The sequence below is a fragment of the Synechococcus sp. CCY9201 genome (genome assembly GCF_034931105.1).
Lineage (GTDB): Bacteria > Cyanobacteriota > Cyanobacteriia > PCC-6307 > Cyanobiaceae > CBW1002.
The window spans coordinates 1-13,415 of record NZ_JAYGIC010000062.1 but is presented as its reverse complement, the minus strand read 5'-3'; the positions used below and the strand labels follow the sequence as shown (position 1 = coordinate 13,415).

The window sequence follows — 13,415 nt, the reverse complement described above, 5'->3', positions numbered from 1 at the left end:
GAGCCGGTGGCGCGGGCGGAGCGGGCCCGCGCTCTGCGGCAGGCCTGGCGCGACGAGGCGATCGCCCACTACAGCGGTGTGCGCATCGACAGCCATGGCCGCCGCTTCCAGATTCGCGGAGCCCGCCTCTGGACCCTGCGCGATGCCGCTGGCCAGCGCCGCGGTCAGGCCGCCTGCTTCAGCGATTGGTACTGGTTGTAGGAGCCTGGATTCAGCCCTGCGAGAGGCTGATGCCGAACAGAACCACGAAGGCGCTGAGCACGATCAGGCTGATGCGTGCCACCAGCAGTTGCACGGTTCCGAACCGATCGGCAGGGGCCACCTGGCGGCCCTGCATCACCCGCAGGTTCATCCAGGCCAGCACGGGAGTGGTGAGAAACGAGACCACCATCGCCAGCTGCACCAGCGCTCCCATCGAACCGGGCCAGAAGGCGAGCACCGCGGCGGCTCCGACACCGTGCAGCACCATCCAGATGCCGTGATCCCGCCGGTCATGGACGGCGTGGCCGCGGAAGCCGCGCAGCAGCCGAAAGCCGGCGGAGGTGGAGCGGGGATAGCCGTCCAGGCAGGTGAGGGTGGTGCTGAACATCGTGGTGAAGGCCGCGATCGCGATCACCGGATAGGCCCAGCCACCGAGGCTGGCGGTGTAGAGGGTGATCAGCTGCTGGGCGAAGCGCGCGCCGCTGGGGGAGAACGCCTGCCCGGTGCCGTGCATCACCCAGGCGCCCAGCAACAGAAACAGCACCGCCATCGCCACCGTGAGCAGGTAGCCGAGGTTGAAGTCGGCTTCCACTTCGGCGCGGGAGCCGCGATGGCCCGAGTCGTCCTGCCGCGCGAAGATCCACAGCGACGACCAGGCCGCCAGATCGAGCGGGCAGGGCATCCAGCCCATCAGGGCCACCAGGAACGGCAGGGCCGTCAGGCTCCAGGGACTGGGGCTGAACAGGTCGGCGTTGCCGGCGACCGGTCCCCGACCCAGCACGGCCACCGCCGCCACCACCGTGCTGATCGTGAGCAGCAGCACGATGCCCTTGCTGAGTCGATCGAGGCTGCGGTAGTGGCCGAGCAGCAGCACGGCCACGCAGACCCCCACGATCAGCAGGGCCAGCCCCGCCGGCGTGCTCAGCCCACCGGGCAGGTTCATCGGCACCATGCTGGTGGCCAGGCTGCCGCAGACGGAGGCCACCGCCGCGATGTTGGCCACGCCGGTGGCCAGGGTGATCAGCAGAAACAGGGGCAGGTACCAGGGCCGCTGGCGCTGATAGCCCTCCAGCAGGCTCAGCCCGGTGACGGCCGTGAACCGGCTGCCCACCAGCAGGAAGGGGTACTTGAACAGGTTGGCCAGCAGCACAAAACCCAGCAGGCCGAGGCCGAAGCGGGCTCCCGCCTGGGTGGAGGCCACCAGGTGAGACCCGCCGATGGCGGCGCCGGCCAGCAGGATGCCGGGCCCCAGGCTCTGCCGAAAGCCCTTGAGACTGAGCGGCATGCCCGGTTTCGGGGCCGCCTGCGACTGGTCGTTCGGATCCGGCGGTCCGGCTTCGCCTGCCACCATTGTGATCACGCCCCCAGGGTGCGCTCCAGCTTGGCGGCGCCTTGGCCGGCTGGCATCGAGGGCTGACCGAGGGCTCGCCCCATGCCGCCAGCCGGAGGGCCGGTCTGCCTACAGTTCTGGCCCCCGGAGGAGACGATCATGAGCGTTGTCGCACCACCGCGCCTGAGCCTCCAGTGCGAGGTGATCGCCGCCGATACCACCACGATCCGCTCCCTCGACTGGGATCGCAGCCGTTTCGATATTGAGTTCGGTCTGCGCAACGGCACGACCTACAACGCCTTCCTGGTGCGGGGAGAGCGCACGGCCCTGATCGACACCAGCCACCTCAAATTCGCCGACACCTGGCTGCCGCTGCTCGAGCAGGAGATTGATCCTCTGGCGATCGATCATCTGATCGTGTCCCATACCGAGCCAGACCATTCCGGCCTGATCGGCCATCTGCTCGACCGCAATCCCGAGATCGAGATCGTGGCCTCCAAGGTGGCGATCCAGTTCCTTGAAGACCAGGTCCACCGCCCGTTCCGCAGCCGTGCCGTGAAGAGCGGTGACACGCTCGATCTGGGTACCAATTCCGCCAGCGGGATTCAGCACCGCTTCGACTTTCTCAGTGCTCCCAACCTGCACTGGCCGGACACGATCTTTTCCTTCGATCACGGCACCGGTATCCTCTACACCTGCGACGCCTTCGGGCTGCATTACTGCAGCGAGGAGCTGTTCGACAGCGATCCCGGCGCCATCGCCCCGGATTTCCGTTTTTATTACGACTGCCTGATGGGGCCGAACGCCCGCAGCGTGCTGCAGGCGCTCAAGCGCATGGAGGGGTTGCCGGAGATCACCACGATTGCCGTGGGCCATGGCCCCCTGCTGCGCCAGCACCTCAGCCTCTGGGTGGGTGACTACCGCGACTGGAGCAGCCAGCGCAGCAAGGGGGAGGCTTATGCCGCTGTCTGTTATCTGAGCCAGTACGGTTTCTGCGATCGGCTCAGCCAGGCGATCGCCCGTGGCATCGGCAAGGCCGAGGCCCAGGTGCAGCTGGTGGATCTGCGTGCCACCGATGCCCAGGAACTCACTGCGCTGATCGGCGAGGCCAGTGCTGTGGTGGTACCCACCTGGCCAGCCGCGCCCGACGCTGAACTTCAGGCCCAGGTGGGCACCCTGCTGGCGGCCCTCAAGCCGAAGCAGTGGGTCGCCTGCTACGACGCCTACGGCGGCAACGACGAGCCGATCGACACGGTCGCGGCCCAGCTGCGCAGCCTCGGCCAGAAGAGCGCCTTCGATCCGCTGCGCATCCGTCAGGTGCCGGACGGCCAGGATTACCAGCGCTGCGAGGAGGCCGGCACCGATCTGGGCCAGCTGCTGACCCGCGAGAAGACGATCGCGGCCATGAAGAGCCTTGACGGCGACCTCGACAAAGCGCTTGGCCGCCTTTCAGGAGGCCTCTATGTGGTGACGGCACGCCAGGACGATGCCGAGGGCGGCAGCCGCAGTGGTGCGATGGTGGCCAGCTGGGTGAGCCAGGCGAGTTTTGATCCCCCGGGGCTCACCGTGGCGGTGGCCAAAGACCGCGCCATCGAGGCCCTGATGCAGGTGGGCGACCGCTTCGTGCTCAACATCCTGCGGGAGGACAACCACCAGGTGCTGCTGCGCCATTTCCTCAAGCGCTTCCCCCCCGGTGCCGATCGCTTCGCCGGCGTCACCACCCTGGACGGCGTCGCCGCTGGCGGCCCGGTGCTCGGCGATGCACTGGCCTACCTCGGCTGCCGCGTTGTTCAGCGGATGGAGGGTCCGGATCACTGGATCATCTACGCCGCCGTGGAGCAGGGCACCGTCTCCGATCTGGAGGCCTCCACCGCCGTGCACCACCGCAAGGTGGGCAACCACTATTGAAGTGGGGCAAGTGGGGCCCAAGCCCACCCATGGCTCAGCCTTTGATCGTGTAGACTCCCTACGGGTTGACCTGAAGGATGAACACGGGCACCTTCAGTCGGTTGCCGGTGATCGGGTCGATCGTGATGGTGCCGGTCGCCCCCTGGTAGTTGCGGGTCTGCAACAGCGCATCAAGGGCAGGCTCAAACCGGTTGCTGCCGGCCTGCTCCATGGCTTCGGCCAGCACCTGCAGGGAGTCGTAGGTGAAGGTGCCCCAGACGCCAGGGGTGCGATCGAACCGCTGCTCATAGGCCTTCACGTAGGCCTTGGCCGTGGGTAACTGGGCGGCTTCAGGGGTACCGCTGAACACAAGGGACTGGGCCACCTCCAGCCCGGCCAGCTTCACAAAGGCCGGATCCACGTTGGCCAGACCCATGAAGCGCTGGGCGTCGCTGCCACTGGCGGCCAGCCCTTTGGCGATGACACTGCCCTCCGGGAAATAGGTGCTCACGTAAACCAGGCCGGGGTCACTGGCCAGGGCCTGCTGGATCGCGGCGCTGTAGTCCTAGGCCCCCGGGGTGATGCTGAATCGCTCCACGTCCACCCCATTTGCCCTGAGGGCCGCCTCAAGCCGATCCGCCATCCCCGTGGTGAAGGTGGAAGGATCCACCAGCATCGACACCGTCTTGATGCCCTGGGAGAGGATGTAGGCCTCCTCCACCGGAGCGATCTGGCTGTTCTTGGACTGCACGGTGACACCCTCGCCATCGGTGTCATCCGTGGACGTGAGATGTACAGGAACGATCTCATTCTCGAGGTAGTAGGGCAGGTTGAGGATGCCCACGCCGGAGTTGTAGGGGCCGATCACCGCATCGGCCCCCAGGCGCTTGAGCTTCCGGGCCACGGGCAAAGCCCGCTCCGGATCGGCCCTGTCGTCGGCCTTCACCAGCTCGATCGGGCGTCCCAGAATTCCGCCCTCGAGATTCAGCTCCTCAGCTGCCAGTTTGGCGCCGCGCCACATGTCGCGCCCATTGGCTTTCTGGGAGCCGCTCAGCGGGGCCTCCAGACCAATCACGATCGGCTCCTGATCGGACGACAGGCCACCACCGTATGAATCAAGCCCGTAGCCAAACCCGGCCAGAATGGATGCAACGGGATTGCCTGCCAGCTGCAGTTCGATGAACAACGGTTCCATGCACGGCCCTGCCCGGATGGCCGACCTTACCCATGGCCTTGGGACAGCACCATCAGTCAGTGGTGTCAACCCAGGCGGGATTGAGATCGTCGCCCCTCCTTAGAGTCACCGCCACCGGAACGGCGAAGCATGGGCGCGAGTGACGCAGAACGCCGGGTGATCCAGCTGGCGATCGAACCCGGTCTGGTCTGCCTGCGGGGGCTCAGTCCCAAGCGGCTGCGCTTCGAGGTGGAGTACGGCCTGGAGCGGGGCACCAGCGCCAACAGCTTTCTGTTCACCGCCGGAACCACCGCGACTGGCCAGCCGGTACCGCCGGTGCTGGTCCATCCGCCCGGGGAATCCTTCGCCGCCCCGTTCCTGGAGCAGTTGGCCGGGTTGGTGCCTGCCGAGGCGGCCCTGAAGGTGGTGGTGGGTCACGTCAACCCCAACCGGGTGAGCCTGCTGCGGCGCCTGGCCAGCCAGTGGCCCCAGCTGATGCTGGTGGCCTCCAATACCGGTGCCAAGCTGCTGGCGGAGCTGTGGGACCAGCGCAAACCGGCCCCTCCGGGCAGCACCCAGCCCGAACCGGTGATTCCCCCCCTGCCCGCCATCGATGTGGTGAAGCAGGAGGCGACCCGTCCGCTTGGGGATGGCCATGAGCTCACCTTGATCCCCACCCCCACGCCCCGCTGGCCTGGGGCCCTGATCGCCTTCGAGCAGAAGACCGGCCTGCTGATGAGCGGCAAGTTCTTCGCCGCCCACCTCTGCAGCGAGGCGTTGGCCGAAAGCGACCGCAACAGCACCGAGGAAGACCGCCGCTATTACTACGACTGCCTGATGGCGCCGATCGCCCGCCAGGTGGAGGTCGTGGTCAACCGGCTGGATGAGCTGCCGATCCGCACCATCGCCCCCGGCCACGGACCCGCCATCGCCGAGAGCTGGCGCAGCCTGCTGGCCGATTACCGCCGCTGGGGCGAAACCCAGGACCGCGCCAGGCTGTCGGTGGCCCTGCTGTTCGCCAGCGCCTATGGCAACACCGCCGCCATCGCCGATGCCCTGGCCCAGGGGGTGGGACGCACCGGCGTGCGCGTCGAGAGCATCAACTGCGAATTTGCGCCCGCTGACCAGCTGCTCTCCGCCATCCGCTCCTGTGACGCCGTCCTGATCGGTTCCCCCACCCTGGGGGGGCATGCGCCCACGCCGATTGTGTCGGCTCTGGGCACCCTGCTGGCGGAGGGGGATCGGGCCAAGCCGGTGGGGGTGTTCGGCAGCTTCGGCTGGAGTGGTGAGGCGCTCGATCTGCTCGAGAGCAAGCTGCGCGATGGCGGCTTCCAGTTCGCCTTCGAGCCGATCAAGGTCAAGTTCAGTCCCGATGCCGCCACGATCAAAACGATCGAGGAAACCGGCACGGCCCTGGGCCGCAGCCTGCTGGTGGAGCAGCGCCGCAGCCAGCGCCGCAGCGCCGCCGGTGGTCTGAGCGAAAGCCGCAGCGATCCGGCGGTGCTGGCCCTGGGCCGGTTGGTGGGCTCCCTGTGTGTGCTCACCACCCGAAAGGGGGAGGGGGAGACGCGCCTGAGCGGGGCGATGGTGGCCAGCTGGGTGAGCCAGGCCAGCTTCTCGCCGCCCGGTCTCACGGTGGCGGTGGCACGGGACCGGGCCCTGGAGAGCCTGCTGCACGTGGGCGATGGCTTTGCGCTCAACGTGCTGGCGGCGGGCCGGCAGAGCGGCCCGATGAAGCAGTTTCTGCAGCCGTTCCCGCCGGGAGCGGATCGCTTCGCCGGCCTGGAGCTCCAGGAGAGTCCTGGGGGCTATCCGGTGCTGCCGGAGGCGCTGGCCTGGCTGGAGGGCAGGGTGAAGCAGCGGATGGAGTGCGGCGACCACTGGCTGGTCTATGCCGAGCTCAGCAGTGGCGGCCTGCTGGATCCCACGGGAGTCACGGCCGTCCACCAGCGCCGGAGCGGGGCCAACTACTGAGGGGGCCGCAGGAGGCAGCCCCTCGCCAACACTGTTCGCGCTCTAACACGAAGTGGTTATGACTTCGTGTAAGCTCTGGAGAACGGTGGGCCCGGTCTCCAGAGCTCTCGCGTTCGATCCTGATCGGGTTGATCCTTCCGGGTCCTTTTCTGCCGCGCTCCATCCTCTGCGTTTTTCCGTCATGGATCTGTCCAACCCCTCCACCCAGGCCAACCTCGAGGCTGCCTTCGGCGGTGAGAGCATGGCCAACCGCAAGTATCTCTTCTTCGCCGATGTGGCCAAGCAGCTGGGCCATGCCGAGCTGGCGAAGCTCTTCCGCGACACGGCCAATCAGGAAACCGAGCATGCCTTCGCCCATTTCCGCCTGCTCCATCCCGAGCTGGTGGTGGCCGATCCCGCCGGCCTGAGCGAGGAGCAGAAGCAGGCTGTGCTGGCCCGCTGCCTGGAGCTGGCGATCGAGGGCGAAACCTACGAGTACACCACCATGTACCCGGGGTTTGAGGCCCAGGCCCGTGTGGATCGCGATGCCGATGCCGCGGCTGAATTCCAGGACCAGATCGACGAATCCGAGGAACACGCCGGCATCTTCCGCAAGGCGGCCAGCAACTTCGGCCTGCTCACGCCGATCGAGCACCACCATGCCGACCGTTATGGCGTTGCCCTCGAAGCGCTGCAGGGCAAGGGCCAGGCCGGCGAGACGGCCCCGCTGCCCGGGCTGTGGATCTGCAAGGTGTGTTCGATGATCTACGACCCTGTCAAAGGGGATCCCGATTCCGGAATCGCCGCCGGCACCCCCTTCGAGGCCATCCCAGACGACTGGACCTGCCCGATCTGCGGCACCCGCAAGGCCAATTTCATCCCTTATCGCGAGCCCGAACTGCTGGCGGCCTGAGTCATCGGCGATGGGTCGAGGCTCGGCTCAGTACACCTGGATGGAAGCCTCTGTTCATCCAGGTCGCTTCATCAAGGGCAATAGTGCTTCCGATTTCTTCATCCCAATGTGACGTGCTTGACCCCTAATCCGATACATCCGCGACCAACGCACAGGCGGTTGTTGCTTCACGATGGCGTTGTAACGCTCTTTAGGGCGTTGTGTGTGCGCGGAGTGGCAACTCCGAGGCCGCTCCGCCGCATCAGTGCTGTCGTCAATGGCTCCAGTCATCCGGGACAACGTTGTGGTGCGCTATCGAGGATTCGTGCTGATTCCGATGGTTCCAGCCGGTTGGCTGGTGCGTCCTGAGCGCAGCCCGATGGTGGTTCTTCCCTTCCGGTTTCCTGCCGCGTCACTCGATCAGCTGAAGGCAGAGATCGACGGGCGCCTCCTGGATCAGAGCCTGGCTGCTGATCAGGGCTTCGCCGCCTGAGCCGGCTCAGCAGGCGATCCGCCCATCAGTCGTGCGCAAGTTCCCGACCTGAGCTGGTTTGTGCCAGGTCTCAGGGCGGGATGGATCGTGTCTTGTCCTCGCCCTCAGGCGGCCTGAGGGGGTGGAGGGGTGGAGCCCCCGACCTGGAACGGCAGGACCAGGGTGGCCCAGTGATCGGGCCGAGTCGGCCGGAGACGGCGGGGTTGGCGCACACCGAAGGGAACCCGCACCACGTTGGTGCCATCGCTGCGGGTGGTGGCTTCGCTGCCGCTGCTGCGGTTGATGCTGGGGAGAGGGGGCAGGGAGGGGCCCGGCACCGCCTCGGACTCAGACCAACTCAGGGCGCGCAGCGAGCGCCCTGAGTTGGTCTGAGTCCCCCAGCCGTCTTCGCTGTTGCCTCCGCTACCCATGGAACTGGCCCCGAAACGACGCAATGATGCGCTATTACGCCAAAAGATGTAACCCCTCGAACGATCAGGAGGCCAGTTCCTCAACTGTCGGGCAGGTGCACACCAGATGGCGATCGCCGTAGGCATTGTCGATCCGGGAGACAGCCGGCCAGAACTTGTTCTCCCGTTGCTGGGGGCCGGCCGGAAAGGCCGCCTGGCTGCGGCTGTAGGGCCGCTCCCAGCTGTCGGCGGTCACCACGGCCAGGGTGTGGGGCGCCCGCTTGAGCGGGTTGTCGAGCCGGTCGGCGTCGCCGCTCTCGATCGCGGCCGCCTCGGCGCGGATCGCCACCATGGCGGCGCAGAAGCGGTCGATCTCCGCCAGCGCCTCGCTTTCGGTGGGCTCCACCATCACCGTGCCGGCCACGGGCCAGCTCACGGTGGGGGCATGGAAGCCGTAGTCCATCAGCCGCTTGGCCAGGTCGTCGACCTCCAGCCCGATCGAGCGTTTCAGTGGCCGCAGGTCGAGGATGCATTCATGCGCGACGCGGCCGTTGGCACCGCGGTAGAGCACCGGGAAATGGGCATCCAGTCGCTCGGCGATCAGGTTCGCCGCCAGCAGGGCCACCTGGCTGGCGCGGCGCAGGCCGGCTCCCCCCATCATCCGGATGTACATCCAGCTGATCGGCAGGATGCCGGCGCTGCCCCAGGGGGCGGCGCTCACCGGGCCGATCGCGGCTGTGCCGCCGCAGGCCGCCAGGGGATGGCCGGGCAGAAACGGCACCAGATGGGCCGCCACGCCGATCGGGCCCACGCCGGGTCCACCGCCGCCATGGGGAATGCAGAAGGTCTTGTGGAGGTTGAGGTGGCAGACGTCGGCGCCGTAGAGCCCCGGCTTGCACAGCCCCACCTGGGCGTTGAGGTTGGCGCCGTCGAGATAGACCTGGCCGCCGTGCTCATGCACCAGGTCACAGATGCGGCGGATGCCGGTCTCGAAGACACCGTGGGTGGAGGGATAGGTGACCATCAGGGCCGCCAGCTCGCCGGCGTGGGCCGAGGCCTTGGCCTCCAGGTCGGTGAGGTCGATATTGCCGTCGGAGTCGCAGGCGACGGCCACCACCCGCAGACCCGCCATCACCGCACTGGCCGGGTTGGTGCCGTGGGCGCTGGTGGGAATCAGGCAGATGTTGCGGTGCTGCTCGCCGCGGCTGGCATGCCAGGCCCGGATCACCAGCAGTCCGGCGTATTCCCCCTGGGAGCCGGCATTGGGCTGCAGCGACACCCCGGCGAAGCCCGTGATCGCCGCCAGCCAGCGCGCCAGGTCGTCCACCAGCCGGCGGCTGCCGGCCAGCTGCTCGGCCGGTGCGAACGGATGGAGCTGGCTGAAGGCGGGCCAGCTGACCGGCGCCAGTTCCGCCGCGGCGTTCAGCTTCATGGTGCAGCTGCCCAGCGGGATCATGCCGTGCACCAGGGAGAGATCCTTGCTGGCGAGGCGCTGGATGTAGCGGAGCAACTCCGTTTCGCTGCGGTAGCAGTGGAACACCTCCTGGGTCAGCCAGGGGCGGTGGCGCAGGGGCAGATCCGGCAGCAGGCTGGCGAGCGCAGGGGGCTCAGGGTTGCCGGTTGTGCCGGGGCTGGCCGTGGCCTGGCCTGGCTTGGTGGCGAAGGCCTCCGCCGGCATGGCTGGTGTGGCGGCCGCATCCGGATCGGCCAGGGCGGCCAGCAGGCGCTCGACTTCAGCCTCGCTGCTGAGCTCATCGAGGCTGATGGCCACCGCTGGCATGGCTCCTGTCGGCGCGGCCCCTGACGCCACACCGCTGCCGTCGATGCCGTCCCGCAGGTTGAAGCCGGCTCCGGCCGCCCGAGCCATCAGGGCGTCGGCGTCGGGACTGTGCACCACCAGGGTGTCGAAGCCGGTGCCGGGTTCCGGCGGCAGGCCGATCGCGCCCAGGCCCGCGGCTAAGCGGGCCCGCAGCGTCACGATCCGCCGGGCGATCGCGGTGAGCCCTTCGGGGCCGTGGTGCACGGCGTAGAAGCTGGCCATCACCGCCAGCAGCACCTGAGCGGTGCAGATGTTGCTGGTGGCCTTGTCGCGGCGGATGTGCTGCTCACGGGTCTGCAGCGCCAGCCGCAGGGCCGGCCGGCCCTCCGCATCGAGCGACTGTCCCACCAACCGGCCGGGAATCTGGCGTTTGTAGGCGTCGCGGGTGGCGAAGAAAGCGGCGTGGGGGCCGCCGCCCATCATCGGAACACCGAAGCGCTGCAGGCTGCCCACGGCGATGTCCGCCCCCAGGTCGCCGACCGGCTTCAGCAGCACCTGGGCCAGCGGATCGATCGCCACGGTGCTGATCACCCCCGCCGCCTGGGCGGCGGCCAGCAGGGCCGTGGGGTCCCAGAGGCGGCCGTCGCTGCCGGGCAGCTGCAGCACCAGGCCGAAGACATCGGCTGCGAAGAGATCGGCCGAGAAGAGATCAGCTGCGAGCGCTGATGACCCGTCACCCCGCCAGCCTGCCGCGTCGATCAGCTCCAGGCGGATGCCGAGCGGTTCGGCCCGCGTCTGCAGCACCGCCAGGGTCTGGGGCAGCACGGCCCGGTCCACCAGGAAGCGGTGGGCCTCCGGTCGCTTGCAGACCGCCAGCGCCAGGGCCATCGCCTCGGCGGCGGCGGTGGCCTCATCCAGTAGCGAGGCGTTGGCGATCGGTAGCCCGGTGAGCTCGCTCACCAGGGTCTGGAAGTTGAGCAGGGCTTCGAGGCGGCCCTGGGCGATCTCCGCTTGATACGGGGTGTAGGCGGTGTACCAGCAGGGGTTCTCCAGCACGTGACGCTGGATCAGAGCCGGCGTGGCCGTGCCGTGATACCCCAGGCCGATCAGGCTGCGATGCATCTGATTGGCCGCGGCGATCGCTGCCAACTCCTTCAGGGCCTCGGCTTCGCCGCAGCCGGTTGGCAGGCCTTCGGAGGCCTCCGCCTCCGGCAGCAGGATGTCGGCCGGCACCACGGAGGCCGTCAGCGCGTCCAGGCTCGGCAGGCCGAGCTCCTCGAGCATGCGCTGTTGCTCCCAGGGCCCCGGACCGAGATGACGCTCCAGGAAGTCCGTGCTCACCGCAGCTGCGCCCAAGGTCGGGCGGGATCCTAGGGAGGCTCGCCAGCTCCCTTGCAGGCTCAGGCGCCTTCCACCTTGGCCCGGTAGCTGGGGGCTTCCAGCAGGGCGTCCAGCTCACCGCGATCGGAGGGACGCACCACCAGCAGCCAGCCCTCTCCGTAAGGATCGTTCTGCAGTTCCTCCGGGCTGGCCAGCACTGCCTCGTTGCGCGCCTCCACCACACCGCTGATCGGCGCCATCAGATCTTCCACCGCCTTGACCGATTCGACGCTGCCGAAGCTCTCGCCCCGCTTCAGGGATGCCCCCACCTCGGGCAGCTCCACGAAGACGATGTCGCCGAGTTGGTCGATGGCGAAGGCGCTCAGTCCAAGCCGCAGCTGGTCGCCTTCGCCGCGCACGTATTCGTGGCTGTCGGCGTAGCGGCAGTCGTCGGGGAAGTGGAGTGCCATGGCCGGAGGCGGGGCTGTGCAGGCTCAGTCTGGAGGAGGGCAGCGCCCGCCGGTTGCTGGCGCCGGTTGGTTACTCGGGAATCAGGTCGTTCGCCTTCAGGGCCGCCAGGGCCCGCTCCAGGGCGATGGCCACGTGGGCGTGGTGGGTGCCGCCCTGGGTGTACAGCACGTAGGGCTCCCGCAGGGGCGCATCGGCGGAAAACTCGCTGGTGCTGCCGTCGATGAAGGTGCCGCCGGCCATCACCAGCTCGCTGGCATAGCCGGGCATCGGCGCCGGCACCGGATCGAGATAGGCCCCCACCGGCGAGGCGGCCTGGAAAGCGCGGCAGATCTGCCGCAGCCGATCGGGATTCCCCAGCCGCACCGCCTGAATGATGTCGCTGCGGCTGGCTCCGGGGCCGGGGTTGGTGGCATAGCCCAGTTCGGCGAACACGGTGGCCACCAGATCGGCGCCGATCAGCGCCTCGCCCACCATCTGCGGGGCCAGGAACAGGCCCTGGAAGAGCAGACGGTGCAGGTCGAAGCCGCTGCCGCCCTCGCTGCCGATGCCCGGCGCTGTGAGGCGGCAGCAGGCCTGCTCCACCAGATCGGCGCGGCCGGCCACGTAGCCGCCGCTGGGGGCGATGGTGCCGCCCAGGTTCTTGATCAGGGAGCCGGCGATCAGATCGGCTCCCACCGCCGTTGGCTCCTGCTCCTGCACCAGCTCGCCGTAGCAGTTGTCCACGAAGCACACCACGCCGCTCTGGAGGGCCTTGACCCGTTCGCAGAGCCGGCCGATCTCCGCCACGTCCAGCGAAGGCCGCCAGCTGTAGCCGCAGCTGCGCTGGATCAGCACCATGCGGGTGGGCAGGGCCAGGGCCTTCGCCAGCCGATCGGTGTCCACCCGTCCATCCGGGGTGAGGGCGAGTTCGTCGTAGGTGATGCCGAACTCGGCCAGCGATCCCTGGCCGCTGCCTCGGATGCCGATCACCTCCTCGAGGGTGTCGTAGGGGCGGCCGGTGAGGGCCAGCAGTCGATCACCAGGGCGCAGCACGCCGAACAGGGCCGCGGCGATGGCGTGGGTGCCGCTCACGAACTGCAGCCGCACCGCGGCCGCCTCCGCCTGCAGCACCCTGGCGAAGACCCGATCCAGAACCTCCCGGCCCAGATCACCGTGGCCATAGCCGCTCACCGAGGCGAAGTGCTGCACCCCCAGTCCTTCCGCCGCAAAGGCCTCCAGCACCCGTTCGAGGCGGGGACGCACCCCAGCCGTGCGGGCCGCCATCTGGGGGGCGATGCGCTGCAGGGCGGTCTCCACCCGCTGCCGGGCCCAGTCCCGCTGGGCAGCGCTGGGCTTGGCGGCGGGCAGGCCCATCGGCGAACGGTGCATCGGCAGGCCCCATGCTGCCGCCCGTTAGATTTCTTCGGCTGCATTGGCTACAGAACGGAGAAGCCAAGGCACCAGACACCCGGAGAGTTCCTTGGTTTCCAGTCCAGAAGCATTGAGTTCCGTGCCCAACGCGCCGCGATCCGGTGAGCCCGTGCTGGTTCACAGTGTTGATCCCGCC

Annotated in this window: 11 protein-coding genes and 1 pseudogene; 5 read left to right on the top strand and 7 right to left on the bottom strand. The window is 68.3% G+C overall.

Going from position 1 to position 13,415, the window contains the following annotated elements; translation table 11 throughout:
* The coding region (locus tag VB716_RS06275; protein ID WP_323270017.1) for an MEKHLA domain-containing protein at positions 1-201 on the top strand (201 nt) is incomplete at its 5' end.
* Positions 202-211: 10 nt separating this feature from the next.
* Here the strand turns inward: VB716_RS06275 and VB716_RS06270 are convergent.
* Together VB716_RS06270 and VB716_RS06265 are read right to left on the bottom strand one after the other, a co-directional pair.
* Positions 212-1,552: an NRAMP family divalent metal transporter gene (locus tag VB716_RS06270; RefSeq protein ID WP_231605580.1), complete on the bottom strand. Its 1,341-nt coding sequence runs from the start codon at positions 1,550-1,552 to the stop codon at positions 212-214.
* Between the two features lie 5 nt (positions 1,553-1,557).
* Positions 1,558-1,692 (bottom strand): hypothetical protein, encoded by a 135-nt coding sequence (locus VB716_RS06265; RefSeq protein WP_255518225.1) that lies wholly within the window; start codon positions 1,690-1,692, stop codon positions 1,558-1,560.
* On the opposite strand from VB716_RS06265, the gene VB716_RS06260 reads away from it, so the two are divergent.
* A complete protein-coding gene (locus VB716_RS06260) occupies positions 1,691-3,439 on the top strand; it encodes a diflavin flavoprotein (protein ID WP_197157671.1) in 1,749 nt (582 codons plus the stop codon). The two genes, VB716_RS06265 and VB716_RS06260, sit on opposite strands and share 2 nt — an antisense overlap.
* Positions 3,440-3,497: 58 nt before the next feature.
* Here VB716_RS06260 and VB716_RS06255 read toward each other — a convergent pair.
* A pseudogene (locus tag VB716_RS06255) lies at positions 3,498-4,613 on the bottom strand (branched-chain amino acid ABC transporter substrate-binding protein).
* A gap of 129 nt (positions 4,614-4,742) precedes the next feature.
* Between VB716_RS06255 and VB716_RS06250 the strand changes: the two are divergent.
* The 3 genes from VB716_RS06250 (at position 4,743) to VB716_RS06240 (ending at position 7,930) form a co-directional block, all read left to right on the top strand.
* Positions 4,743-6,566 (top strand): diflavin flavoprotein, encoded by a 1,824-nt coding sequence (locus VB716_RS06250; protein WP_197157667.1) that lies wholly within the window; start codon positions 4,743-4,745, stop codon positions 6,564-6,566.
* Between the two features lie 181 nt (positions 6,567-6,747).
* Positions 6,748-7,458, top strand: a complete 711-nt coding sequence (locus VB716_RS06245; protein ID WP_323246537.1) for a rubrerythrin family protein — start codon at positions 6,748-6,750, stop codon at positions 7,456-7,458.
* Positions 7,459-7,714: 256 nt separating this feature from the next.
* Positions 7,715-7,930 carry a hypothetical protein gene (locus tag VB716_RS06240; RefSeq protein ID WP_197157663.1) on the top strand — a complete coding sequence of 72 codons (216 nt, stop codon included), beginning with the start codon at positions 7,715-7,717 and terminating at the stop codon, positions 7,928-7,930.
* A 104-nt stretch (positions 7,931-8,034) separates the two neighbouring features.
* Here the strand turns inward: VB716_RS06240 and VB716_RS17440 are convergent, their stop codons facing one another.
* The 4 genes from VB716_RS17440 to VB716_RS06220 form a co-directional block, all read right to left on the bottom strand.
* The gene (locus tag VB716_RS17440) at positions 8,035-8,232 is read right to left on the bottom strand and encodes a hypothetical protein (RefSeq protein WP_231598237.1); all 198 of its coding nucleotides are present in this window, start codon (positions 8,230-8,232) and stop codon (positions 8,035-8,037) included.
* A 172-nt stretch (positions 8,233-8,404) separates the two neighbouring features.
* Positions 8,405-11,362, bottom strand: coding sequence for an aminomethyl-transferring glycine dehydrogenase (gene gcvP, locus VB716_RS06230; protein ID WP_416238088.1), 2,958 nt, complete (start codon positions 11,360-11,362; stop codon positions 8,405-8,407).
* 116 nt (positions 11,363-11,478) lie between these two features.
* Entirely contained in the window at positions 11,479-11,868 is a 390-nt protein-coding gene (gcvH, locus tag VB716_RS06225) for a glycine cleavage system protein GcvH (RefSeq protein ID WP_197157659.1), read from the bottom strand.
* 70 nt (positions 11,869-11,938) lie between these two features.
* Positions 11,939-13,237, bottom strand: a complete 1,299-nt coding sequence (locus VB716_RS06220; RefSeq protein WP_323270014.1) for an aminotransferase class I/II-fold pyridoxal phosphate-dependent enzyme — start codon at positions 13,235-13,237, stop codon at positions 11,939-11,941.
* Positions 13,238-13,415 lie beyond the last annotated feature (178 nt).

Coding starts and splice junctions, on each gene's coding strand:
- VB716_RS06270 (WP_231605580.1), bottom strand. CDS start 1,552: ATGGTGGCAGGCGAAGCCGGACCGCCGGATCCGAACGACCAGTCGCAG.
- VB716_RS06260 (WP_197157671.1), top strand. CDS start 1,691: ATGAGCGTTGTCGCACCACCGCGCCTGAGCCTCCAGTGCGAGGTGATC.
- VB716_RS06265 (WP_255518225.1), bottom strand. CDS start 1,692: ATGATCGTCTCCTCCGGGGGCCAGAACTGTAGGCAGACCGGCCCTCCG.
- VB716_RS06250 (WP_197157667.1), top strand. CDS start 4,743: ATGGGCGCGAGTGACGCAGAACGCCGGGTGATCCAGCTGGCGATCGAA.
- VB716_RS06245 (WP_323246537.1), top strand. CDS start 6,748: ATGGATCTGTCCAACCCCTCCACCCAGGCCAACCTCGAGGCTGCCTTC.
- VB716_RS06240 (WP_197157663.1), top strand. CDS start 7,715: ATGGCTCCAGTCATCCGGGACAACGTTGTGGTGCGCTATCGAGGATTC.
- gcvP (WP_416238088.1), bottom strand. CDS start 11,362: ATGCTCGAGGAGCTCGGCCTGCCGAGCCTGGACGCGCTGACGGCCTCC.
- gcvH (WP_197157659.1), bottom strand. CDS start 11,868: ATGGCACTCCACTTCCCCGACGACTGCCGCTACGCCGACAGCCACGAA.
- VB716_RS06220 (WP_323270014.1), bottom strand. CDS start 13,237: ATGCACCGTTCGCCGATGGGCCTGCCCGCCGCCAAGCCCAGCGCTGCC.